The sequence below is a fragment of the Methylobacterium sp. B4 genome (assembly GCF_003201865.1).
Taxonomy (GTDB): domain Bacteria; phylum Pseudomonadota; class Alphaproteobacteria; order Rhizobiales; family Beijerinckiaceae; genus Methylobacterium.
The window spans coordinates 294,529-314,780 of sequence record NZ_QJJJ01000003.1 but is presented as its reverse complement, the minus strand read 5'-3'; the positions used below and the strand labels follow the sequence as shown (position 1 = coordinate 314,780).

The 20,252-nt window shown below is 72.3% G+C and carries 25 protein-coding genes; 12 read left to right on the top strand and 13 right to left on the bottom strand.

Features of this window, described 5'->3' with window-relative positions; translation table 11 throughout:
• Nucleotides 1–34: 34 nt before the first annotated feature.
• Entirely contained in the window at nucleotides 35–490 is a 456-nt protein-coding gene (locus BY998_RS07090; protein WP_110350913.1) for a (2Fe-2S)-binding protein, read from the bottom strand.
• A gap of 233 nt (nucleotides 491–723) precedes the next feature.
• Here BY998_RS07090 and BY998_RS07085 point away from each other — a divergent pair, with 233 nt between their 5' ends.
• Both BY998_RS07085 and chrA read left to right on the top strand, forming a co-directional pair.
• A complete protein-coding gene (locus BY998_RS07085) occupies nucleotides 724–2,265 on the top strand; it encodes a HAMP domain-containing sensor histidine kinase (protein ID WP_110350912.1) in 1,542 nt (513 codons plus the stop codon).
• Nucleotides 2,266–2,343: 78 nt separating this feature from the next.
• The gene (gene chrA, locus BY998_RS07080) at nucleotides 2,344–3,717 is read left to right on the top strand and encodes a chromate efflux transporter (protein ID WP_245421504.1); all 1,374 of its coding nucleotides are present in this window, start codon (nucleotides 2,344–2,346) and stop codon (nucleotides 3,715–3,717) included.
• 7 nt (nucleotides 3,718–3,724) lie between these two features.
• Here the strand turns inward: chrA and cobT are convergent, their stop codons facing one another.
• A complete protein-coding gene (gene cobT, locus BY998_RS07075) occupies nucleotides 3,725–4,750 on the bottom strand; it encodes a nicotinate-nucleotide--dimethylbenzimidazole phosphoribosyltransferase (protein ID WP_110350910.1) in 1,026 nt (341 codons plus the stop codon).
• A gap of 163 nt (nucleotides 4,751–4,913) precedes the next feature.
• On the opposite strand from cobT, the gene cobS reads away from it, so the two are divergent.
• From cobS to BY998_RS07055, 4 genes are all read left to right on the top strand, one after another.
• Nucleotides 4,914–5,741 (top strand): adenosylcobinamide-GDP ribazoletransferase, encoded by an 828-nt coding sequence (gene cobS / locus BY998_RS07070; RefSeq protein ID WP_110350909.1) that lies wholly within the window; start codon nucleotides 4,914–4,916, stop codon nucleotides 5,739–5,741.
• A 36-nt stretch (nucleotides 5,742–5,777) separates the two neighbouring features.
• Nucleotides 5,778–6,443, top strand: a complete 666-nt coding sequence (locus tag BY998_RS07065) for a hypothetical protein (RefSeq protein ID WP_110350908.1) — start codon at nucleotides 5,778–5,780, stop codon at nucleotides 6,441–6,443.
• An 88-nt stretch (nucleotides 6,444–6,531) separates the two neighbouring features.
• Nucleotides 6,532–6,744 (top strand): DUF1289 domain-containing protein, encoded by a 213-nt coding sequence (locus BY998_RS07060; protein WP_110350907.1) that lies wholly within the window; start codon nucleotides 6,532–6,534, stop codon nucleotides 6,742–6,744.
• Nucleotides 6,741–7,433 carry a TIGR02281 family clan AA aspartic protease gene (locus BY998_RS07055; RefSeq protein WP_110350906.1) on the top strand — a complete coding sequence of 231 codons (693 nt, stop codon included), beginning with the start codon at nucleotides 6,741–6,743 and terminating at the stop codon, nucleotides 7,431–7,433. The genes BY998_RS07060 and BY998_RS07055 overlap by 4 nt, the downstream gene beginning before the upstream one ends.
• Before the next feature lie 34 nt (nucleotides 7,434–7,467).
• On the opposite strand, the gene BY998_RS25020 is transcribed toward BY998_RS07055, so the two are convergent.
• Entirely contained in the window at nucleotides 7,468–8,880 is a 1,413-nt protein-coding gene (locus BY998_RS25020; protein WP_110350905.1) for a DUF5666 domain-containing protein, read from the bottom strand.
• The gene (locus BY998_RS07045) at nucleotides 8,877–9,743 is read right to left on the bottom strand and encodes a DUF6502 family protein (RefSeq protein WP_110350904.1); all 867 of its coding nucleotides are present in this window, start codon (nucleotides 9,741–9,743) and stop codon (nucleotides 8,877–8,879) included. Before BY998_RS07045 ends, BY998_RS25020 begins: the two co-directional genes overlap by 4 nt.
• 429 nt (nucleotides 9,744–10,172) lie before the next feature.
• On the opposite strand from BY998_RS07045, the gene BY998_RS07035 reads away from it, so the two are divergent.
• The 3 genes from BY998_RS07035 to BY998_RS07025 all read left to right on the top strand — a co-directional run bounded on the left by BY998_RS07035 (nucleotide 10,173) and on the right by BY998_RS07025 (nucleotide 11,721).
• Nucleotides 10,173–10,379, top strand: coding sequence for a hypothetical protein (locus BY998_RS07035; protein ID WP_110350902.1), 207 nt, complete (start codon nucleotides 10,173–10,175; stop codon nucleotides 10,377–10,379).
• 28 nt (nucleotides 10,380–10,407) lie between these two features.
• Complete coding sequence (locus BY998_RS07030) at nucleotides 10,408–11,139, top strand: outer membrane beta-barrel protein (protein WP_110350975.1); 732 nt, start codon at nucleotides 10,408–10,410, stop codon at nucleotides 11,137–11,139.
• Between the two features lie 141 nt (nucleotides 11,140–11,280).
• A complete protein-coding gene (locus BY998_RS07025) occupies nucleotides 11,281–11,721 on the top strand; it encodes a hypothetical protein (protein ID WP_110350901.1) in 441 nt (146 codons plus the stop codon).
• A gap of 75 nt (nucleotides 11,722–11,796) precedes the next feature.
• Here the strand turns inward: BY998_RS07025 and BY998_RS07020 are convergent, their stop codons facing one another.
• The 8 genes from BY998_RS07020 to BY998_RS06990 all read right to left on the bottom strand — a co-directional run bounded on the left by BY998_RS07020 (nucleotide 11,797) and on the right by BY998_RS06990 (nucleotide 17,477).
• Nucleotides 11,797–12,198, bottom strand: coding sequence for a DUF3775 domain-containing protein (locus tag BY998_RS07020; protein ID WP_110350900.1), 402 nt, complete (start codon nucleotides 12,196–12,198; stop codon nucleotides 11,797–11,799).
• A gap of 215 nt (nucleotides 12,199–12,413) precedes the next feature.
• The gene (locus BY998_RS25015) at nucleotides 12,414–12,548 is read right to left on the bottom strand and encodes a hypothetical protein (protein WP_280952887.1); all 135 of its coding nucleotides are present in this window, start codon (nucleotides 12,546–12,548) and stop codon (nucleotides 12,414–12,416) included.
• Between the two features lie 114 nt (nucleotides 12,549–12,662).
• Nucleotides 12,663–13,229, bottom strand: coding sequence for an NUDIX hydrolase (locus BY998_RS07015; RefSeq protein WP_110350899.1), 567 nt, complete (start codon nucleotides 13,227–13,229; stop codon nucleotides 12,663–12,665).
• A 70-nt stretch (nucleotides 13,230–13,299) separates the two neighbouring features.
• Nucleotides 13,300–13,566 carry a sulfurtransferase TusA family protein gene (locus BY998_RS07010; protein WP_110350898.1) on the bottom strand — a complete coding sequence of 89 codons (267 nt, stop codon included), beginning with the start codon at nucleotides 13,564–13,566 and terminating at the stop codon, nucleotides 13,300–13,302.
• Nucleotides 13,567–13,641: 75 nt separating this feature from the next.
• Nucleotides 13,642–14,046, bottom strand: a complete 405-nt coding sequence (locus tag BY998_RS07005) for a hypothetical protein (RefSeq protein WP_110350897.1) — start codon at nucleotides 14,044–14,046, stop codon at nucleotides 13,642–13,644.
• Nucleotides 14,047–14,161: 115 nt separating this feature from the next.
• Nucleotides 14,162–15,529 carry a glutamate--cysteine ligase gene (locus BY998_RS07000; protein ID WP_110350896.1) on the bottom strand — a complete coding sequence of 456 codons (1,368 nt, stop codon included), beginning with the start codon at nucleotides 15,527–15,529 and terminating at the stop codon, nucleotides 14,162–14,164.
• 184 nt (nucleotides 15,530–15,713) lie between these two features.
• Nucleotides 15,714–16,697, bottom strand: coding sequence for an asparaginase (locus tag BY998_RS06995; RefSeq protein WP_110350895.1), 984 nt, complete (start codon nucleotides 16,695–16,697; stop codon nucleotides 15,714–15,716).
• Nucleotides 16,698–16,724: 27 nt separating this feature from the next.
• Nucleotides 16,725–17,477, bottom strand: coding sequence for a 16S rRNA (uracil(1498)-N(3))-methyltransferase (locus BY998_RS06990; protein WP_110350894.1), 753 nt, complete (start codon nucleotides 17,475–17,477; stop codon nucleotides 16,725–16,727).
• A gap of 310 nt (nucleotides 17,478–17,787) precedes the next feature.
• On the opposite strand from BY998_RS06990, the gene BY998_RS06985 reads away from it, so the two are divergent.
• From BY998_RS06985 to BY998_RS06975, 3 genes are read left to right on the top strand one after another with little or no spacing between them, the layout of a single operon-like run.
• On the top strand, nucleotides 17,788–18,393 hold the full coding sequence (locus tag BY998_RS06985) for a hypothetical protein (protein ID WP_110350893.1): 606 nt from the start codon (nucleotides 17,788–17,790) through the stop codon (nucleotides 18,391–18,393).
• A gap of 35 nt (nucleotides 18,394–18,428) precedes the next feature.
• Nucleotides 18,429–19,379 carry a 4-hydroxybenzoate octaprenyltransferase gene (ubiA, locus tag BY998_RS06980; protein WP_110350892.1) on the top strand — a complete coding sequence of 317 codons (951 nt, stop codon included), beginning with the start codon at nucleotides 18,429–18,431 and terminating at the stop codon, nucleotides 19,377–19,379.
• Between the two features lie 44 nt (nucleotides 19,380–19,423).
• Nucleotides 19,424–19,612 carry an Rmf/CrpP family protein gene (locus BY998_RS06975; protein ID WP_110350891.1) on the top strand — a complete coding sequence of 63 codons (189 nt, stop codon included), beginning with the start codon at nucleotides 19,424–19,426 and terminating at the stop codon, nucleotides 19,610–19,612.
• 12 nt (nucleotides 19,613–19,624) lie between these two features.
• On the opposite strand, the gene BY998_RS06970 is transcribed toward BY998_RS06975, so the two are convergent.
• The gene (locus BY998_RS06970) at nucleotides 19,625–20,110 is read right to left on the bottom strand and encodes a DUF6101 family protein (RefSeq protein WP_110350890.1); all 486 of its coding nucleotides are present in this window, start codon (nucleotides 20,108–20,110) and stop codon (nucleotides 19,625–19,627) included.
• Nucleotides 20,111–20,252: the final 142 nt, after the last annotated feature.

The following is a 20,252-nucleotide window of genomic DNA, read 5'->3' as shown; positions in this document are numbered from 1 at the left end:
CCGGGCTCCAAATCGTGAAAGGCTGCGGGGCGGCTCAGGCGAGCGTGCGGGCGGCTTCGTGGATGGCGGCGCGGATGCGCTGGTAGGTGCCGCAGCGGCAGACATTGCCGTCCATGGCGCCGTCGATATCGGCGTCGGTGGGCTTGGGGTTGTCGCTGAGCAGGCCGATGGCCGACATGATCTGTCCGGACTGGCAGTAGCCGCACTGCACGACTTCGAGGCCGCGCCAGGCCGCCTTCACCGCGTCGGCGACCTTGCCCTGCACGCCCTCGATCGTGGTGATCTTGGCCTCGCCGACATCGCCGATGCGGGTCTGGCAGGAGCGCACGGGCTGGCCGTCCATGTGCACGGTGCAGGCGCCGCACTGGGCGATGCCGCAGCCGTACTTGGTGCCGGTCATGTCGAGCCGGTCGCGGATCACCCAGAGCAGCGGCATGTCGGGATCGGCGTCGACCTCCCGGGACACGCCGTTCAGGTTGAGGGTCAGCATGGCGGTCGGCTCCGGGATTTGGAATCGTTCCGATTCTGATCCCTCGCGTCCGCCTCCGATGTGCGCGGGCGCACCTGCATTAAGAACGCGTATGCCGCGTCCGGGATCGGCGCAATTCGCCCGATCGGGGAAGCCGCTTCTTAACGGTTCCCGAGGCACCCTGACGGCTCCCCGACCCGCCCCGGGCGCCGCACCTCACGACCGGGCTTCCCCTCGCGTTCCGATCCCGATCGATGCCCGACCTGACAGCGGAGATGGTTCAGCGTGGACGCGGTCCCTCCTCGCAGGAGGTGGCCAAGCGTCGCGGCATCGCGCGCGACATGCGCTCGGCCCGGGAGCGGCTGACCTCGACAAGCGGCCTGGAACGAGCCTTCGATTACGAGTTGCTGCGTCTCTACGCCCAGTACCGGGTGGGGGCCGGCATCCCGCTGCTGCTGCTGGCGCTGGTGGTGGCCGGCGCCTCCACGATCTGGGTGCCCGCCGTCACGGCCGCGGCGGTCTCGGCCGGGGCGCTCGCCGCCGGCGCGATCATGACGCTGCTGTGCCGCCGCTTCCTGCGGCAGGCGCCGGGCTGCCTGCCGCTGGCCCGCTGGCGGCGGATCTTCATCGCCGCGGAATTCGGTCAGAGCCTCGCTTGGGCGATGCTGCTGCTGGTCGGCATCCCGGAGGCACGCACCTTCGCGCTGTTCGGGCTCGTCATCGTCGCGGCGGTAACGACGATGCTGGCCGCGACCGTGCCGGTCGCCGCGCTCTCCGGGCTGCTGCCGCTGATGCTGGCGGCCCTCTCCCTGCTGCTGTCCTCGCGCGACATGGACACGATGCTCCTCGTGGCGATGACGGTGGCGAGCCAGCTCTTCTTCGCGGGGCTGGCGCGCCGGCTCTACGCCTCGGCGGTCGGCACGCTGCAATCGCGGGCGGAGAAGGACGCGATCTTCGCCGAACTCGAACAGGCCAAGGCCAATTCCGACGAGGCCCGGCGGCGGGCAGAAGAGGCGAACCTCGCCAAGTCCCGCTTCCTCGCCACCATGAGCCACGAGCTGCGCACGCCCTTGAACGCCATCCTCGGCTTCTCGGAGGTGATGAAGAACGAGGTGTTCGGCGCCCACACCGCCCCGGCCTACCGGGAATACGCCACCGACATCCACGACAGCGGGATGCACCTGCTCAATCTCATCAACGAGATCCTCGACCTCTCCCGCATCGAGGCGGGGCGCTACGACCTGAGCGAGGAGGCGGTGCAGCTCGCCCACGCGGTCGAGGAGTGCCGCCACATGATGACCCTGCGCGCCCGCAGCAAGGGGCAGACCTTCGCGAGCCTCATCGACGATTCCCTGCCGCGCCTCTGGGCGGACGAGCGGGCCCTGCGCCAGATCGTGCTCAACCTGCTCTCGAATGCGGTGAAGTTCACGCCGCCGGGCGGCGAGATCACGATCAAGGTCGGCTGGACCTCCTCGGGTGGGCAATATGTCAGCGTCAAGGATTCCGGCCCCGGCATCCCCGAGGACGAACTCGGCACGGTGATGTCCTCGTTCGGGCGCGGCTCGCTCGCCATCAAGACCGCCGAGCAGGGCTCCGGCCTCGGCCTTCCGATCGTGAAGGGGCTGGTCGATCTCCACGGCGGCGGCTTCCAGCTCAAGTCGAAGCCGCGCGAGGGCACGGAGGTGATCATCACCTTCCCCGCGAGCCGCGGCATGGACACGCTGCCCGCCGTCGATCTGGCCGCCGCGCCGGCTCCGGCCGAGACGGCGCCGCCCCGGCGCGCACGGGCGGCTTGATCCGCGCGCACGATTGACGGAGGGAACGCTCCTCGCCCAAGGGGAGGGTTCGCGCGGCGCAAGACGATCCATCGAAACGTGGTGAAGAGCGAAGCCCATCACGGCGTCACCCTGGGCGAGGCCACCCGTGTCTGGGCGCGCATCGCCCTGCTGAGCTTCGGCGGTCCGGCCGGGCAGATCGCGGTGATGCACCGCATCCTCGTGGACGAGCGGCGCTGGATCGGCGAGGCGCGCTTCCTGCACGCCCTGTCCTACTGCACCCTGCTGCCGGGACCGGAAGCGCAGCAACTCGCCACCTATATCGGCTGGCTGATGCACCGCACGCCCGGTGGGCTGATCGCGGGCGGCCTGTTCATCCTGCCGGGTGCCGTCTCGATCATGGCGCTGAGCGTGATCTACGCGGCCTATGGCGGCGTCGGGATCGTCGGCGGCCTGTTCTTCGGCCTCAAATGCGCGGTGCTCGCCATCGTGGTCCAGGCCGTGGTGCGTCTCGGCGGCCGGGCTTTGCGCAACGCCGCGATGCGCCTGATCGCGGCGGGCGCCTTCGCGGCGATTTTCCTGTTCGACCTGCCCTTCCCGCTGATCGTGCTCGCCGCGGGCCTGATCGGCTACGGCTTCGGGCGTGTGGGCGCCAAAAGCTTCCGCGCCGGCGGCCACGGACCGGCGGGGCCCGGGCTCGCCGAGGCCGACAGCCTGCTCGGGGCCGAGGTGCCGGCCCATGCCCGGCCCGATCCGCGCTGGTCGCTGCGGATCGCCGCCGTGTTCCTGGCGCTCTGGCTGGTGCCGGTGCTGGCCCTCGTCGTCGGTCTCGGCCCGGGCCACGCGCTCGCCGACATCGCCGTCTTCTTCTCCAAGATGGCGGTGGTCACCTTCGGCGGCGCCTACGCCGTGCTGGCCTACGTCGCGCAGGCGGCGGTCGAGACCTATGGCTGGCTCAAGCCCGGCGAGATGCTGGACGGGCTGGGGCTGGCCGAGACCACGCCCGGCCCGCTCATCATGGTCACGCAGTTCGTGGGGTTCCTCGGGGCGTTCCGGGCGCCGAACGGGCTCGACCCCTACCTCGCGGGGGTGCTCGGGGGGCTCGTCACCACCTGGGTGACCTTCGTGCCCTGCTTCCTCTGGATCTTCGCGGGTGCGCCCTACGTCGAGGGCCTGCGGGAGAACCGTGCGCTCTCGGGCGCGCTCGCGGCGATCACCGCGGCGGTGGTGGGCGTGATCCTCAACCTCGCGGTCTGGTTCGCGCTCCACCTGCTGTTCGCCGAACGCGTCGCCCTTCGCCCCGGCCTCGGCCTGCGGCTCGAATGGCCGGTCTGGACGAGCCTGAACGGGCCGGCCCTGCTGCTGGCCTCCGCCGCGATGCTGGCGGTGCTGCGCTTCCGCCTCGGCGTGATCCCGACGCTGCTCGCCTGCGCGGTCGCAGGCCTCGGGCTGCACGCGGCGGGCTTCGCCTGAGGGCGCGTCAGTCGGAGGATTTCCCCGCGACGCCGGCCTGCTCGAAGGTCGCCATGTCGCGGTGGCAGGCAAGAGCGCCCTTCAGAACACCGAGGGCCAGCGCCGCCCCGGACGCCTCGCCCAGCCGCATTCCGAGCGAGAGCACGGGCGTGAGCCCGAGGCGCGCCAACACTTCCCCGTGGGCGCCCTCCGCGGAGAGGTGGCCGGCGATGCAATGGTCGAGGGCGCGGGCGTCGAGGGCGTGCAGCACCGCCGCCGCGGCGGTGGTGACGTAGCCGTCGAGCACCACCGGCACCCGCTGGAGCCGCGCGGCGAGGATCGCGCCAGCCATGGCCGCGATTTCCCGGCCGCCGAGCCGGGCGAGGATCGCCAGCGGATCGGTGAGATGCCCCGCATGGGTTTGAAGCGCCAGCCGCACGGCCTCGGCCTTGCGCGACAGGCCGGCATCGTCGAGCCCGGTGCCGCGCCCGACCCAGTGCTCGGCCTCGCCGCCGTAGAGCGCGGCGTAGATCGCTGCCGCCACCGTGGTGTTGCCGATGCCCATCTCGCCGACCGCGAGGCAATCGGTGCCCGCCGCGACCGCCTCCATGCCGAAGGCCATGGTGGCCACGCAGCCCTTCTCGTCGAGGGCGGGCCCCGCGCAGATGTCGCCGGTCGGCAGATCGACCGCGAGGTCGAACACGCGGAAGCCGAGGCCGTAGGCGGCGCAGAGCTGATTGATCGCCGCGCCCCCGGCGGCGAAGTTCTCCAGCATCTGCCGGTTCACCGCCGCCGGAAACGCCGAGACGCCGCGCGCCACCACGCCGTGGCTGCCCGCGAAGACGCAGACCATCGGCCGGTCGAGGCTCGGCATCGCCTTGCCCTGCCAAGTGCCGAGCCATTCCACGAGCCCTTCGAGCCGGCCGAGCGCGCCCGGCGGCTTGGTCAGGCGCGCGTCCCGGGCGCGGATCGCGGCGGCCGCCTCTTCATCGGGGCCGGGCATCTCGGTGAGCAGGCGGCGGATGTCGGCGAAGGGCGCGGCGTCGGAGGTCATCGGGGTCTCGTTCGCGTCGGGTGCGGGGCGCCGAACGGATCGCTCGATCGGCGGGGACAATCGACCGGTTCGCCGGCAGGTCCGCGTAGCAGGCAAGGGGCTTCCGGCGCTATAGAAGGGGGCGGGCCCGCGGTACAGGCGGCCGGGCCGCGAGGGGAGCGGAATGATCGGGCGCAGCGGCAGCGATCTGGGACCGCCCTTTCCCGGGGCGGAGCTGGTCTACGACCTCGCCGCCTGCCTGCGCTTCTTCACCCGCCTGCCGATTCCGCCCCTGCCCGACGAGCCGGATCCGTTCGGCGTGCCGGACTTCCGCACCGTTCCGCGCATGCTGCCCGTGGCGGGGCTGCTGCTGGCGCTCCCCGCGGCCCTGGTGCTGGTGCTGGCCTGGGAGATCCGACTCGGTCCGTTCGTCGCCGCCGCGCTCGCCCTCGTCGCGACCGCGCTGATCACCGGTGCCATGCACGAGGACGGGCTGGCCGACGTGGCGGACGGCTTCGGCGGCGGGCAGAGCCGTGAGCGCAGCCTGGAGATCATGCGCGACAGCCGCATCGGCGCCTATGGCGGCACCGCCCTGTTCCTCGGGCTGGCCCTGCGGGCGGCGACGCTCGCCACCCTGCTCGACCGCAGCGGTGCCCTCGCGGCCATCGCCCTGCTCTTCGCCGCCGCGCTCTCGCGCACCGCCGCCCTGATCCCGATCGCGCGGCTCGAACCGGCCCGGCCCGGCGGCGCGGGCGCCGCGGTGGGCCGTCCGACCCGGGCGACGCTCGGGATCGCGGCTTTGCTCTGCCTAATGCTGGCCGGGCTCGGCGCGGCACTCGGCCTGCCGCCGCTCGGATTGCTGCTCGCGCTCGTCCTCGCCCCGCTGGCGGCCCTGGCCCTGAGCGCGCTGGCCCGGCGAAAAATCGGCGGCCAGACCGGCGACGTGGTCGGCGCCTGCCAGCAGGTGGGCGAGGTAGTAGTCCTGCTCGCGCTGGTGGCGGCGACGGCGTAGCGCACAGGGAGTCGCGCACAGGGATCGGGATCGCGCATGCGGGAATTCTTTCGCCGGCTCTTCGGCGGCCAACCGATCGCGATGCCCCGAGAGGCAGCCTCCGGCGCATCCGTGGAACCGGTCGATCGCGCCGATACGGTCGAGCGGATCGAGGTCCTGACCTGGGGTGGGTTCGAGACGCCCGCATCGACCCTCGAGGCGATCCTGGAAGAGTATCTGATGCCCGAGTCGATCGGCCCCGACGACCGGGGCTGGATCGAGGCGGAGGTCGCCCGGGCCTTCGCGCGCAAGCGGGACGAGGAGGCGACCTGGCCGGCGCAGACGGATGTCGACCGGCTCGCCGTCGCCTTCGAGGCTCTGGACGCGGCCGGGATCATCGCGCTCCACCGTGCGGGCTACACGCGCTCGGACGGTATCTCGGATGCGGCGGAGGTTTACCACGCGCGTCGGGAGCAGGGGCGGGAATCCCGCGGCTTCGTTTTCTACCACGGGCAGGATGTCGAGGCGGTCCTGGTCGATCGCGGGCTCTACCTCGCCTTCGGCGCCTATGACGACCGGGACGAGACCGCGGCCGGCATCGCCGCCGAGATCGTGGCGGCGGTGGAGGCGCAAGGGTTGCGCACGACTTGGGAGGGCGATGTGGGCAAGCGCATTCTCGTCCACCCCATCCGCTGGCTGAACCGCAGCCCGTCCGACGCGTGAGCGGACCGCCCGCGCAACGCCTGGGACGAAAGGAGCCGTCGGCAAAGCCCTTGATTCACGGCCCCGCTCCGCCCCATCTGCGCAGGCGATGACGGCGATCCCTTCCCAAAAACCTTCCAGCCCCTGCACCAAGGTCTGTGTGCTCGATGCCGCAAGCGGCCTGTGCGAGGGCTGCGGACGCACCCGCGACGAGATCGGCCTGTGGGGCTCGTTGCCCGAATCGCGGCGGCTGGCGATCATGGCGCTCCTGCCCGAGCGGCTGCGCCGGGCCTATCCGGGGCGAGGGGCACTCACGCGATGATGTGGCTCGGGCTCGCCATCCTCGGGATCGGCCTCGTCGTCCTGGTCGCCAACCACGACGGCGGCCCCGTGATGGGGCTCGATTCGGATCAGCTCGCCGGCCTCGTCTCGATGGGCGCGCTGCTGATCCTGCTCACCGCCGGCCGCTGGCGTCAGGCGCTGGCGATGCCGGGCGCGACCCTGCGCTCGATCCTGATCTGGCTCGCCATCGGCGCGGTGCTCGTGGCGGGCTACGCCTATCGCGACGACGCGCAGCGGGTCGGCGCAGGTCTGGTCGGGGCCCTGCGCCCCGGCACTGCCGTGGTCGGCCCCGGCGGCGAAGTGACGATCACGCGCCGTTCGGACGGCGATTTCGCGGTCCTGGCCGAGGTGAATGGCGGCCGGGAGCAGCGCTTCGTCTTCGATACGGGGGCGAGCAGCGTCGTGCTCACCGCCGAGAGCGCCGCGGCGCTCGGCATCCGCCCGCCGGAGAGCGCCTTCACCCAGCGGGTCTCGACCGCCAACGGCACCGCGCTCACCGCCCCGATCCGGCTCGACTCGATCACCGTCGGGCCGATCACCGAGCGCAACGTCGACGCCATGGTGAGCCGGCCCGGCGTGCTGACCGTCAACCTGCTCGGGCAGAGCTTCCTCACGCGGCTGCCCTCCTACGAGGTCCGGGGCGACCGGCTGATCCTGCGCAGCCGCTGACCCGCTGCCCGAGCCGTACGAGAGCCCCGCCGGCTCAGCGCGGGCCGCCCCCGCCCGGCCCACCTCCGCCCGGACCACCACCGAACCCGCCCGGTCCCCCGCCCCCGCCGAACCCGCCCGGGCCAGCGCCCGGCCGGCCGAAGCCGCCGCCGAGGCCGCCTCCGGGGCTTCCCCCGGGTCCGCCGAACGCGCCGCCGAAGCCGCCAGGCCCGGAGCCCGCCGATCCGGGGGCCGGCCGGGTGTCGATCGGATAGCCGCCGGGCATCGAGGAGCCGCCGCGAACGGGGCCGAAGCCGCCGGCATCGCCGCCCGGGCGGGGGGAGGGGGCTCCGCCGCCCGCACCGCCGCGTCCCGAGCCGGCAGGATTCTGCGCACCGCCGGAGCCGGCGGGGCCGCTGCCACGGGGACTGCGATCGCCCCTGCCTTGTCCGGCCGGCCCCTGTCCGCTCGGGCCTTGCCCACCGATACCTTGCCCGCCCGTTCCCGGCCCACCCGATCCCGGCCCGCCCCGTCCCGGTCCGTCGCCGCGCACCGCTTCCACCCGCATGCGGCCGTCGCGGCCGATGTCGGTCTCGATCACGGCGGGGCGTCCGCCCCGGGGAAGCGCCGCGGGATCGATCCGGCCCGAGACCGAGAGGCCCGAGCCGAGCCGTAGCCCGCCGTCGGCCCGTGCGACGTAGGCCTCGATGGAGGCGCGGGTGAGCCCCGCCGGGAAGGGCCGGCTGAGATCGCGGACCGCGACGACTCTCAGGCCGGCTGCACCCGCCTCGCCCTCCACGAGGGTGCGCCGGCCGACGAGGGCCGGCGCCAGCCCGTCGAGCCGCAGGCCGCCGATGCGCAGGCTGCCGTCCCGGCCGCGCCGCACCGGGCCGGCGAGGCGGGCGGGGGCCTCGGGGCGGGGCTCGATCAGGCTCGCGACGATGGTGCCGTCGGGGCGCCGCAGCCCACTCACCGCGACGCGCTCGCCCAGGGCGAAGGTTTTCGCCTTCGCGATCCCCGCGGTGGCGACGCTCTGCCCGAGCACCGTGAGCCGGCCGCGGGCGACGGCCTCGACCGGGCCGATCACCTCGCTCGTCACGTCGATGGCGCGGGTCGAGAGGCCGCCCTCGGCGTCGCGGGCCACCACGCGCACGACGTGACCGACCTTCAGATCGGCGGCGCGGGCCGGCACGCCGTCGATGCGCACCCGGACGTCGGCCGGGTAGGCGATGCGCAGGTCGTTGACGACGATGGAGCCGAAGCGGCGGATCGTGCCGATCACGCCCGTGCCGCCGATGCCGCGGTCGCCGCCCGGATTCTCCTCCTCGCTGGGGCGCGCCCCCGTGCCGCCGATGCCGCGGTCGGACGGCATGTCGTCCGCCTGCGGCCAAGCGGGTTGGGGCCGCCACAGGGCGGTGCCGGCCAGCAGCGCCAGCAGACCCCGGCGGGTCGGGTTCGGGCGGCTCAAGGCGTGCGGCCCCGCTCGGCCTCGGCAGCGGGTTCCGCCTCGCGTGCCGGCACGTCCTCGCGGTAGATGTAGATGCCGAAGTTCCAGCGATGGCGCCCGCCCGCGTCGTCGGCGCAGGCGGCGTGCGCCTCGGCGTTGGCCTGCTTCAGCGCCCCCATGGCGATCTCCCGCGAGCGCGCCTCCAGCTGTGCGGCCAGCGTCTCGGACAGGCCGTCGTAATGCACCGCCCGTTCGAAGAAGCGGGGCGAGGGGGCGGCGATGTTCTCCGCCGCCGCCGCGAGATGGTCGTGGAGGTTGCGCCCGAAATAGTAGAGCTGCGGCTCCGCGCCGCCGCGGGGCAGGTAGGCCGCCTCGAGCAGGTGCACGCGGCCTCTCTCGTCGAGCACGGCCACGCCGCGATCGAGCCATTCGTCGAGCACGGCGCGGGGGCGCACGTCCTTGGTCACGCCCTCCACCAAGCTCTCGAAGGAGGGCGCGTCTCCTTCGGCGGAGCGCGGCAGCGGCAGCGGCCGGCCCTCGCCGTCGGTGAATTCGGGTGCCGCGACCCAGCGCGCGATGATCCGGCCGGTGCGGGACACGGTGGCGGGGACTCGGCTCACCGGGGCACCCGCTCCGCGCAGGCGGCGCACCTCCTTGCGGTGGATGCCGGTGAGCAGGCTGACCCGGCTGTCGGTCTGCTCCTTGCCGGGCAGGGCGAAATCGTACTCGGCCACGTTCACGTAGAGTTCGCGCAGCAGGTTCGTCAGCGCCGGGAAGGTGATGCCTCGCTGGACCAGGAGGCGCACGAGCGGACGCAGCAAGCGCGCCACGGGCCCGTGCAGGGCGCCACCGTCCAGCGGCGCGGATTCGGTCTCCTGAGACATGCCCCGAGTGTAAGCGCGCTGCCGTGGGACGCAATCCCACAACGTGCGCCGACGCACCTCGGCCGCTCGATATTCCGTTGACGTGGGATTTTTGCACACGGTAAAGCTTCGTGGTAAATTTTCCCACGCAAGTGCCGAGGCATCGATGGACGCCATCACGATCGAATTGAGGCCTTCCCTGGGAGCGGGCGATGCGCCGTTGCGGCTTACGGCGTGCTCCGCACCGGTCTTGGACGCCTCCGCCCGTCCCTTGATCCGTGCCGCCACGCTCGCCGCGATTCTCGCCGCCGCCCTCGCCCTGCCGGCCTTCTCGGAGCTCGTCGTCGGGCCCGGTCCGGCGCGTGGCGCTTCGGCAGGGGCCGCGAGCCCGGCTGCCCCATCGGATCCCGCCGCCTCCCTGCGTCTCGCCGGGCTTCGGGGGAACGCGCGATGAGGACCGCGTTCCCGACGAGCTTTCCAACCGCCGGTCTCGCCGCGAGCCGAATCCGGCCGCGCCCGTATCCCGCTCGGCCGCCGCGGGGCCGCCCAGGCATCCGCGGCGCAGGTGAGGCCTGCGGCGGCGAGACGGTGATCGACTTCGCACTCTGCCTGCTGCTGGCCGTCCTCGTGGTCGGCCTGCTGCTGCTCGCGCTCTGAACCAGTCCCACCCGCAAGAGAGATGACCATGATCCGACGCTCGCTGCTGCCGGCCCTGACCGGCTTCCTCGTCGCGACCGGGGCCGGCGCCGCCGACCTTCCGCGCCGCGCGGCACCCCCGCTCCCGCCGGCCCCACCCGTCTTCACCTGGACCGGCTTCTATGTCGGCGCCAATGCCGGCTACGGCTTCCGCGGCGGGTCATCGAGCTTCACGGACGCCACCTACGGCACGGTGACCGGCAGCGGCGGCAGCGGCGGCTTCGTCGGCGGCGGTCAGATCGGCTACAATTATCAGATCACGCCCGGCTCGGGCTGGGTGCTGGGCGCCGAGGCGGATTTCCAGGGCACCACGTTCGGCCGCCGGGGCGACGGCACCATCGGTACCACGCCCTATTACGGCGTCGCGCCGAGCCTCGACTGGTTCGGCACCGTGCGCGGGCGCCTCGGCTACGCCTTCGACCGTTGGCTCGTCTACGGCACGGGGGGCTTCGCCTATGGCGGTGGAAGCGCCTCCCCCTACGCCTCCGCCTATGCCGCCACGTTGCCCGACACGGCGCGGCTCGGTTTCGCGGCCGGCGGCGGCGTCGAATATGCCCTGACCGACCACATCTCGGTGAAGGTCGAAGGGCTCTACGTCGATCTGGGTAAGCGCAGCTCCGGCGTGACCGTCTACGACGCAACCGTCCCCGCCTATTACGGCACCGGCCGCTCGGAATCGGGATTCGGCCTCGTGCGCGGCGGCCTGAACTATCGGTTCTGATCGTCCGCCGGGACGGCCGATGGTGCAGTGCGAGTGAACTTAAGCCGGAAGAAACCGTTTGAACGGCGCAGCCTTTTTCGATCGCGGGATGGGATCCCGCCGGCGGCTGTGAGGGGAGCATTTCGAACGGAGCGTTTAACCTTGGCCTTTTCTTCGCACCGCACCAACCGGCGCCTCCCTCTGATCCTCGGTCTCTCCGCCGCCCTCGTCGGCTTCGCGCCGCTGACGGTTTCGGCCCAGACCATCGCCGTTCCCGAGGAGGAGGCGGCGGCCATCGAGGCTCCGGCCGCCCCCGCTCTCGGCAAGGGGCTGCCCAAGGGTGCCCTGGTGTTCCACGGCAATTACTGCGGCCCGGGCAGCCGCGGCGCCGGCCTTGCCCCGGTCGACGCCCTCGACCGGGCCTGCATGCATCACGATGCCTGCTCGCCCCCGGTGGGGCAGGGTCTGCCGACCTGCTCCTGCAACGATCAGCTGGAACGGGAGGCCTCCCTCGTCGCGCATTCGCCGCGGGTCCGCGAGGATCTGCGCTCGACGGCGGAATTCGTCGCCATGGGCGCGAAGGTGCTGGCCTGCGAGCCCTGAGCACCGACCATTGACGTCAGGAACCGGCCCGGAACGCCTTGCGTCCGGGCCGTTCTCGTTTCCGGAGCCGCCGGCTCAGGTCGCGTCCGACACGTCGAGGCTGATGCCGAGCGCGTCGAGGCCCTCGTCGAGCAGCGATCCGGCATCCGGCGAGCCGAGCAGCTCGCGCATCACCGTGTCGCCCGCAGCCTCGCGCTCCTTGGCGAAGCGGACCGCCTCGCCCCATTCTGCCGCCTCGTAATCGCCGCGGCCGATATAGAGCAGCGCTCCGAGATCGGCCCGCTCGTCCTCGTTGAGCCCGGCGATCATGCTGCGGAGTTCCTGCTCGGTGGCGTCGTCGGTTCCGCTCACCAGCACGTCGGTCGCACCGTCATCGGTCGGGTTCGATCCCGAATCCGGATCGGTCGGGCCCTCCTTCGCCTCGATCGCCCGCAGCCGCAGGATGATCTCGGAGACCTTGTCGAGGGCGATGTCCATGCTTCACTCCAAACTTCGGCGCCCCCGCCGGGGACGGGCAGGGGCGCCCTGTGCGAACGAAACGCGCGGGATCGCCGGGGCGCTCCGGACAAGCCGGTTCGTCGGGCCGCGGCGGGGCGCAGAGCCTCGACAACCCGTGGCGTGGGCGTTGGTTCGCCGCGGTGCGGACGGCCGGACCGCCGACGCCGCGAAGGATGGGGGAGGGGGGAAGGACGCTATGCCCGGGGCGGGTATCCGCCCGGCTCGGCGCTCACGGCCTGGACGGGGCGCTCCTCTTCGCGCCGGTGCCACATCAGGAGCAGGAAGGAGACCACGAGCCAGGGGCCGGCAATCCCGATGAAGAACGACATGGGCGCATCTCCCGCGCGGCGGAGCCATTTTTCGGATCGCGCTCCGATCCGCTCGACGCATGATGATAGACCGACCCCGCCCGCCCGCAAGCCGGGCGTCGGCCCGCGCCGGCTTCAGGCGAAAAGGTCGGGCCGGCGCAGGCGCAGGCCGAGAATCAGCACCAGCGTCTTCATGTCGGTGATCGCGCCGGTCTCGCTCATCGCAGCGAGCTCGGCGAGCGGCATCTCGACCACGGTGATCGCCTCGTTCTCCTCGGCCAGTCCGCCGCCGGGTCCCTCGCGGTCGGCCTCCGTGTAGGGGGCGAGATAGAGGTGCATCCGCTCGGTGGAGATGCCGGGCATGCTCCAGACCGTGGAGAGGGATTCCAGGCGCGACAGGCGCAGGCCCGTCTCCTCGTAGGCCTCCCGGCGCACGCCGGCCTCCGGGTCGGCCTCGTCGAGCAGGCCGGCGGGAGCCTCCAGCAGGTCCGGCACGCCGGCCGTGAAGAAGGGAGGAGCGCGGAACTGGCGGATCAGCACGGCGACCCGGCGCTCGGGATCGTAGGGCAGCACGCAGACGGCCTCGCCGTGATCCTCGATCTCGCGGGAGACCTCGGCGCCGTCCGGCGTCGTCACTTCGGCGACGAGGAAACTCGCCCAGCCATCGTGGACGGTGCGGGTGCCGCGAATCTCGGGGGGCATGGCGTCTCCGGGATGATGCGCGCGCCCGGATCGAGGCCCGGGGCGCGGCGGAATGGCGTCGAGGCCAGCCCTAGCTAGGGCTGTGATCCGTCCGGGCGATGGGACGGATCAGGAAGCGCGAGACGGGGCCGTGCCGCTCCTGCGCTTCCAGCGCGGCGCCTTCCTCGCGGACGACGTTGGGAATGTCGATCCCGGCGAGCGGATCCGTGCAGGTCACGGCAAGCCGGGCGCCGGGCGCGAGCCCGCGCAGGGCCTTGCGGGTGCGCAGGGCCGGCAGGGGACATTTCAGGCCGCTGAGGTCGAGTTCGACCGTGCCGGCATCCGGGATCTCGCGCATCACGCGGCCGCCATAGCACGAAAAAGCCCCGTCGGCCGGGCGGCAGCGACGGGGCTTTCGAATGGGACGGCGCCATTACCAGCCGTAGGGATAGTACCCGCCGTAATAGCCGCCATAGGCCGGATAGCCGTAGCCGTAATAGCCGACCGGGCGGGCGTAGCCGTAATCGTAGTAGCCGTAGCCGCCGTAGTACCGCGGGGCGGCGCTGGCCGCGATGGCACCGCCGATCAGGCCCAGCGCCGCGCCTGCGAACAGGGCGCCCGCGGCATTGCGGCGGCGATAGCCGTATCCGTAGCGGGGGCCGTGATAGCCACCATAATAGCCGCGGCGCCAGCCCACGGTGTCGACGGTGGTGGTCGCGCCCCCGACCTGGGCGGCGCTCAGGGCCGGCAGGGGCACGGCCTCGGCGGAGGGAACGGCCGCGATGGTCAGACCGGTCGCGGCGAGGCCGGCGAGCGCCAGGGTCGTGATTTGGGACATGGCTGCGGACTCCTCAACATCATCAAGGAATACACGCAGGAACAACGAGGCGCCGAACGCGTTCCACCGGCCCCGCTTGCCCGGCGGAAGAATCTGCTCCGGCTGTCGTGAAGGATCAGAAGGTGCAGGCCTTGAAGGCCGGCTCGACGGACTTCTCCCACGGCCCCTCGTAATCGGCCAGCCGCTCCTCGGCCTGGCTGCGGCCGGCGGCGATGATCGCCTCCAGCGGCTGAAGGTAGACCGCCTCGTCGCGTCCGCTCCCGTCGCGGCGGGCCCGTGCCTGGAGGCCGGACCGGGCGATGGAGAGAGCTTCCGCCGCCACCGCGCCGAGGCAGCGCCCGCCGATGCTGGTGTGGAGCCCGAGACGGGGCACGGCGGCGCGGATCGATTCCCGCTCACTGGCGGACCAGCCGCGCACGAGGTCCCAGGCGGCCGACAGGGCGGTCTCGTCGTAGAGCAGCCCGACCCAGAAGGCCGATTGCGCCGCGATCATCGCCCGCCCGCCCACATCGGCGCCGCGCATTTCCAGGAAGCGCTTGAGCCGCACCTCGGGGAAGACGGTCGAGGCGTGGTTGGCCCAATCGGAGACGGTGGCCCGCTCGCCCGGCAGCTGCGCGAGGCGACCGTCCATCAGGTCGCGGAAGGAGGCGCCGGAAACGTCGTGATAGGTCTCGCCGCGCTTGACGAAGTACATCGGCACGTCGAGCAGCCAGTCGACATAGGCCTCGTAGCCGAAGCCCTCCTCGAAGGCGAAGGCCAGCATGCCGGTGCGGTCGGGATCGGTGTCGCGCCAGATCTCGGAGCGGCGCGACAGGAAGCCGTTGGGGCGCCCGTCGGTGAAGGGGGAGTTGGCGAAGAGCGCGGTCGCGATGGGCTGGAGCGCGAGGCTGACGCGCATCTTGCGCACCATGTCGGCCTCCGAGGCGAAATCGACGTTCACCTGCACGGTCGCCGTGCGCAGCATCATGTCGAGGCCGAGCTTGCCCACCTTCGGCATGTAGCCGCGCATGATGCGGTAGCGGCTCTTGGGCATCTGCGGCGTGGCCTCGCGGGTCCATTTCGGACTCATGCCGAGGTCGAGGAAGCCGATGCCGAGCGGCGCCGCGGCGCGTTTGGAGGCGGCGAGGTGCTCGTCGAGTTCGGCCACGGTGGCGTGGATGTCGGCCAGCGGCGCCCCGGAGAGCTCGAACTGCCCGCCGGGCTCGATCGAGATGGCGCCGCCCTCATGGCCCGCGAGCCCGATGATGTTGCCCGCGTCGAGGATCGGCTCCCAGCCGGTCTCGCGCGCGAGGTTCTCCAGCAGCGCCCGGATGCCGCGCTCGCCCTCGTAGGGCACGGGCGCGTGGTCGGCCGTGTAGAACGGAATCTTCTCGTGCTCGGTGCCGATGGCGAAGCGCTCGCGCGGCTTCTCCCCCGCGGCGAACCACGCGATCAATTCGTCGCGCGTGGTGAGCGGGGTCGTGTCGGACGTATCGCGCGCCATGCGCTGCCTCGAAGGTGACGTCGGTCGAAGAAGTCAGCGGGCGCGCCGGTCGTCCGCCACCGGACGGACCGGTGGCGGCCTCACCGGATGTCGTGTCCTTAGAGGACGCCGCAAGGGTGAACAACGCGCCCGCACCGCGCATGGCTGACATGAACCCGCCTTGTGCACGATCATCGCGCGGGCCTTACGGCTCCGCGAAGAAGGCGCCGTACGCGCTTGGCGCGAGGCCCGCGCGCAGCAGAAGCTGGAGCAGCAGCCGCGCTTTCAGGCCCGACAGCGACCCGGCCGAAAGGGCGCCGCGGCGCAGGAGGTCGATCTCCCCGCCGGGATACCCGTATGTGCGGCAGAACACAGGCCCGCTCTGGGCGCGGGTGGCGAGCACCACCGGCATCAGCTCGACCAGCCCTGAGACGGTCTCCGCAAGCGCCTCCGGGACGTGGCCCGCGCCCATGCCCTCGATCACCGCGCCGGCAAAACCGAGTTCGGGCAAGGCGGCGAGCAGACGCCCGTCGTCGCCGAGCCCGATCTTCACGAGCGCCACGGGGGGCGGCTCCGCCGCCAGCGGCCCTACGACGGGGAGGCTGCGGCCGACGCGGACATGAATGCGGGCCTCGCCCTCGATCACGAGGCCGAGCGGGCCGGCCAGCGGCGAGCGGAAGGCGGAGGGCAGGGCGGTGTGCGCCTTCTGGACGAGGCGGGCGGCGTGGATCTCGTCGTTGAGGACGGCGAGCGTGCCGAGGCCCCGCGCCGCCCGGCTGCCTGCGACGATGGCGGCGGCCAGAAGGTTGGCGGGACCGTCGGCCCCGGCGCTCTCCGGGCCGCGCATCGCCCCCGTGACGACGACCGGCTTGTCGCTCGTCACGAGGCGATCGAGCACGAAGGCGGTCTCCTCGATCGTGTCGGTGCCCTGGATCACCACCGCACCGTCGAGATCGCCCGCGAGGCGTTCGATCAGCGTGCGCGCCACCCCGATCAGATCGTCGAGGCTCAGCCCCGCGCTCGGACGGCGCAAGGGAGACAGCGTCTCGATGGCCGCCACCGCATCGAGCCCCGGCACCGTGGCCGCGAGGTCGGACGCCGTGAGCGTCGGCACGATGCCGCCCCCGCTGCTGCGGGTCATCGTGATCGTCCCGCCGAGGGACAGGAGCAGGAGGCGGGGGAGGCTCATATCTTCAGAAATCCTTCGGACCCGCGCTCACCGCCCGTCACCCAGCACTGCCTGCACCAGCGCCAGCACGGCCACCGCGGCCGTATCCGCTCGCAGGATGCGCGGTCCCAGCGAGAGCGCGACCGTGTTGGGGCGGGCGGCGATCAGCGCGCGCTCCTCCTCGTGGAACCCACCCTCGGGGCCGACCAGAACCGCCAGCGGCGGCAGTCGATCCGGGTCGGCGGCCCCGCGCAGGGCCGCCACGGGATCGCGCACGGCGGCGTCCTCGTCGCAGAAGACGAGGAGGCGGTCGGCTTCGAGCGCGTCGAGGCAGGCGGGAAGCCGGGCCGGCTCGCCGATCTCGGGCACGGCGAGAATCCCGCACTGCTCGGCCGCCTCAATCGTGTTGGCCTGCAGCCGGTCGAGCTTGATCCGCTCCCCTTGCGTGAAGCGGGTGAAGACCGGCTGGAGCCGGCCCGCGCCCATCTCCACCGCCTTCTGAGCCATGTAGTCGAGCCGGCCGGTCTTCAGGGGTGCGAACAGGTAGTGCAGGTCTGGCGGAACCGGCTGCGGGCGGGTTTGCGCGACCACGCGCAGATCGGCGCTCTTGCGCCCCTGCGGCACGATCTCGGCCCGCCACTCGCCATCGCGGCCGTTGAAGAGCAGCACGGGCTCGCCCTCCGCGCGGCGCAGCACGGTGAGCAGGTAGTTCGCCTGCGCCCGCTCCAGCGGCAGGACGCGCCCCTCCACCAGATCCGCTTCGACGAAGAGGCGCGGGGCGGTGAAGTCGTAGGCAGCCATGATCTCTCGCAACGAAGGCCGGTCTCGTCGCGTGGCCGCCCCGGCCTGTCAATCGGCGCCGAACGCGGCGGAATGTGATGCGGAAATGTCACCCTGCCCGCGTTTCGAACGATTTCCCACCGTCGTGGCCGGCGGAAGCCGCGCGGCACCATTGGCGCCACATTCCCATGCGCAACAAGCTTCCGCATCGAAACACGTTCAAGCCCCTCGCCGGGGCCCACGGCGCAGCAGCGTCCGGGCCGAGGCCGGGCGGGCGCTGCGGGATCGGGGGCTACACCCGTCGCGGCACGCGGGGAGAAGGACCGGCCGAATGTCTGCCTGGATGTCTGCATCGTCGAAGACCGTCGCCGCCGCTTTCGCCGGCCTCGCCCTTCTGGCCGGGCCCGCGCTCGGCCAGGGAATGAGCGGCATGCCGCTGCCGTCGATGGATACGCCGGCCGAGCCCGCCCCCTCGGCGGGCGCGCCGATGAGCATTCCCGCCCCCATGGCGCCGGCGGCTCCCGCCCAGTCCGTGCCGCAGCAGGCGGGCACCGATTGCGGCTCGATCCAGAAGACGCTGATCGAGCGCAAGAACCTCGTGGCCAAGGCGAACTCGGCCTCGAACTCCAAGAAGAAGATGACGCCGCAGGAGGCCTGCTCCCTGTTCGGCCAGCTCCAGGCCAACGGCGCGACCGGCATAAAATGGATCACCGCCAACAAGGAATGGTGCTCGATCCCTGATTCGTTCGCGGAAGGCTTCAAGGCCGACCACAACAAGGTCGGGGCGATCCGCACCAAGGTCTGCGGCATCGCCGCCCAGGCTTCGAAGATGGAAGCCCAGGCCAAGGCCCAGGCGCAGAACGGCGGCGGGGGCGGCGGTCTGCTCGGCGGCCCCGGCCTGTCCGGCGCCTTCCGCATGCCGCAGGGCGCGCTCTAAACGGCGCGTTCCGACCCGCCGAAGCCGCAGCCCCATTGCCTTCTCCGTCCGAGCCCGGCTCCGGCCGCGTCGCCGACGCGGTTGCCGGCCACTGGGCCGACCGGCTCGCGCCGGCCGCGGCACGGCCCTATCTGAGGCTCGCCCGGATCGAGCGGCCGGTCGGCTGGTGGCTTCTGCTGCTGCCGTGCTGGTGGTCGGCGGCCCTCGCCGCGACCGCCGCCGGGCGCCCGGGTCCCGATCCCATCCACCTCGCCCTGTTCCTCGTCGGCGCGGTGGCGATGCGGGGCGCCGGCTCGACCTACAACGACATCGCCGACCGCCGGCTCGACGCGCAGGTCGAGCGCACCCGCTCGCGCCCGCTGCCCTCGGGGCAGGTGACGACGAAGGGGGCCGCCGCCTTCCTCGTGGCGCAGGCGCTCGTCGGCCTCGCGGTGCTGCTTCAGTTCAACACGACCGCGATCCTCGTCGGCATGCTCTCGCTGGCGCCGGTGGCGATCTACCCGTTCATGAAGCGGGTGATGCCGATGCCCCAGGCGGTGCTCGGCCTCGCCTTCGCCTGGGGCGCGCTGATGGGCTGGGTCGCCGTGTTCGGCCGCCTCGACCCGCCGGCCCTGTGGCTCTACGCGGGCACGATCTGCTGGATCGTCGGCTACGACACGATCTACGCGGTGCAGGACATCGAGGATGACGAGATCGTCGGCATCCATTCCTCGGCCCGGCTGTTCGGCGCGCGCCTGCGTCTCGCGGTGGGGCTCTGCTACGCAGGCACCGTCGCCCTGTTCGTGCCGGCGCTGATCGGGGCCGGCGCCGGCCCCCTCGGTTGGCTCGGCCTCGCGCTGTTCGCCGCCCACCTCGCCCGGCAGGTGGCGATGCTCTCCGAGCGCGATGGCGCGCGCGCCCTGACGCTGTTCCGCTCGAACCGCGATGCCGGGCTGATCCTGTTCGCGGGTCTGGCTGCCGACGCGCTCTGGCAGGGTTGGCGCTAGGGCCAGCCGTGGCCGGACCGGCCACCCGCGCCATATTCGGCGGCATGAGCGAGAACGATCCGCACCGACAACCGGAAGACACTATCGCCGAGGGCGCCCGCGCCCGAGCTCAGGGGCGTCCGCGCGACGCCTGCCCCTATCCGCGGGACACGCCCGAGCGCACGGGCTGGCTCGAGGGCTACGACGGCTCTCCGGCCGACCGCGCGCCGGATCAGCGGCTGGACGCCGGCTGAGGCTGTCGCGTCTCAGCCCCGGGAGATGATCTCGCTCTCGCCCCGGTGGATGCAGGGCCGGGCCGGGAGCCGGGCAGTCTTGCGCCGCACGAGGAAGCGTGGGCGGCGGCCGCTGAGGGCGGCGTGGCGGCGGCGCTGGCGGCCCTTGCCGAGCACGACCGGCCCGAGCTGCTGCGAGACCGGGACGATGGAGCCGTCCTCGCGCAGCAGCATCCGGGCGAGACCGCCCTTGGCCGAGACATCGCGCCACACGGCCACGACATCCTCCTCCGCGAACGGCCCGAGCCGCATCGCCACCTCGCCCTCGGCATCGACGAGCAGCAGCGCGAAGCGGTCCTCTCCGCAGGCATCGGCGGCCTCGTCGGCGAAGGCGAGAGCGACGCCGACAGCGGCGCCGAGCACGGGCAGCGGCGTGGCGGGCACCTGAAGCGTGCTCGCGAGGGTGCCGTCTTCGGAGCCGGGGCGAAAGTTCTGATTCAGGATCTCGAAAGTCATCATCGGTGCGACGCCCTATCCCTGGCCGCGGTCTCTGTCGGACGCGCTGATCTGACAAGCACAGTGCCGTTCGTCCTCCCCAAGCTGCCTTAAAAGTGACAGTTAAGCGTTCGTGGATCGAGCCGAAGCCTGCGGAATGCTCAAC

Excerpts from the sequence above, each read along its gene's own strand:
- BY998_RS07090 (WP_110350913.1), bottom strand. The coding sequence starts at position 490 with ATGCTGACCCTCAACCTGAACGGCGTGTCCCGGGAGGTCGACGCCGAT.
- BY998_RS07085 (WP_110350912.1), top strand. The coding sequence starts at position 724 with ATGCCCGACCTGACAGCGGAGATGGTTCAGCGTGGACGCGGTCCCTCC.
- cobT (WP_110350910.1), bottom strand. The coding sequence starts at position 4,750 with ATGACCTCCGACGCCGCGCCCTTCGCCGACATCCGCCGCCTGCTCACC.
- cobS (WP_110350909.1), top strand. The coding sequence starts at position 4,914 with ATGATCGGGCGCAGCGGCAGCGATCTGGGACCGCCCTTTCCCGGGGCG.
- BY998_RS07065 (WP_110350908.1), top strand. The coding sequence starts at position 5,778 with ATGCGGGAATTCTTTCGCCGGCTCTTCGGCGGCCAACCGATCGCGATG.
- BY998_RS07060 (WP_110350907.1), top strand. The coding sequence starts at position 6,532 with ATGACGGCGATCCCTTCCCAAAAACCTTCCAGCCCCTGCACCAAGGTC.
- BY998_RS07055 (WP_110350906.1), top strand. The coding sequence starts at position 6,741 with ATGATGTGGCTCGGGCTCGCCATCCTCGGGATCGGCCTCGTCGTCCTG.
- BY998_RS07045 (WP_110350904.1), bottom strand. The coding sequence starts at position 9,743 with ATGTCTCAGGAGACCGAATCCGCGCCGCTGGACGGTGGCGCCCTGCAC.
- BY998_RS07035 (WP_110350902.1), top strand. The coding sequence starts at position 10,173 with ATGAGGACCGCGTTCCCGACGAGCTTTCCAACCGCCGGTCTCGCCGCG.
- BY998_RS07030 (WP_110350975.1), top strand. The coding sequence starts at position 10,408 with ATGATCCGACGCTCGCTGCTGCCGGCCCTGACCGGCTTCCTCGTCGCG.
- BY998_RS07020 (WP_110350900.1), bottom strand. The coding sequence starts at position 12,198 with ATGGACATCGCCCTCGACAAGGTCTCCGAGATCATCCTGCGGCTGCGG.
- BY998_RS25015 (WP_280952887.1), bottom strand. The coding sequence starts at position 12,548 with ATGTCGTTCTTCATCGGGATTGCCGGCCCCTGGCTCGTGGTCTCCTTC.
- BY998_RS07015 (WP_110350899.1), bottom strand. The coding sequence starts at position 13,229 with ATGCCCCCCGAGATTCGCGGCACCCGCACCGTCCACGATGGCTGGGCG.
- BY998_RS07010 (WP_110350898.1), bottom strand. The coding sequence starts at position 13,566 with ATGCGCGAGATCCCGGATGCCGGCACGGTCGAACTCGACCTCAGCGGC.
- BY998_RS07005 (WP_110350897.1), bottom strand. The coding sequence starts at position 14,046 with ATGTCCCAAATCACGACCCTGGCGCTCGCCGGCCTCGCCGCGACCGGT.
- BY998_RS07000 (WP_110350896.1), bottom strand. The coding sequence starts at position 15,529 with ATGGCGCGCGATACGTCCGACACGACCCCGCTCACCACGCGCGACGAA.
- BY998_RS06995 (WP_110350895.1), bottom strand. The coding sequence starts at position 16,697 with ATGAGCCTCCCCCGCCTCCTGCTCCTGTCCCTCGGCGGGACGATCACG.
- BY998_RS06990 (WP_110350894.1), bottom strand. The coding sequence starts at position 17,477 with ATGGCTGCCTACGACTTCACCGCCCCGCGCCTCTTCGTCGAAGCGGAT.
- BY998_RS06985 (WP_110350893.1), top strand. The coding sequence starts at position 17,788 with ATGTCTGCCTGGATGTCTGCATCGTCGAAGACCGTCGCCGCCGCTTTC.
- BY998_RS06975 (WP_110350891.1), top strand. The coding sequence starts at position 19,424 with ATGAGCGAGAACGATCCGCACCGACAACCGGAAGACACTATCGCCGAG.
- BY998_RS06970 (WP_110350890.1), bottom strand. The coding sequence starts at position 20,110 with ATGATGACTTTCGAGATCCTGAATCAGAACTTTCGCCCCGGCTCCGAA.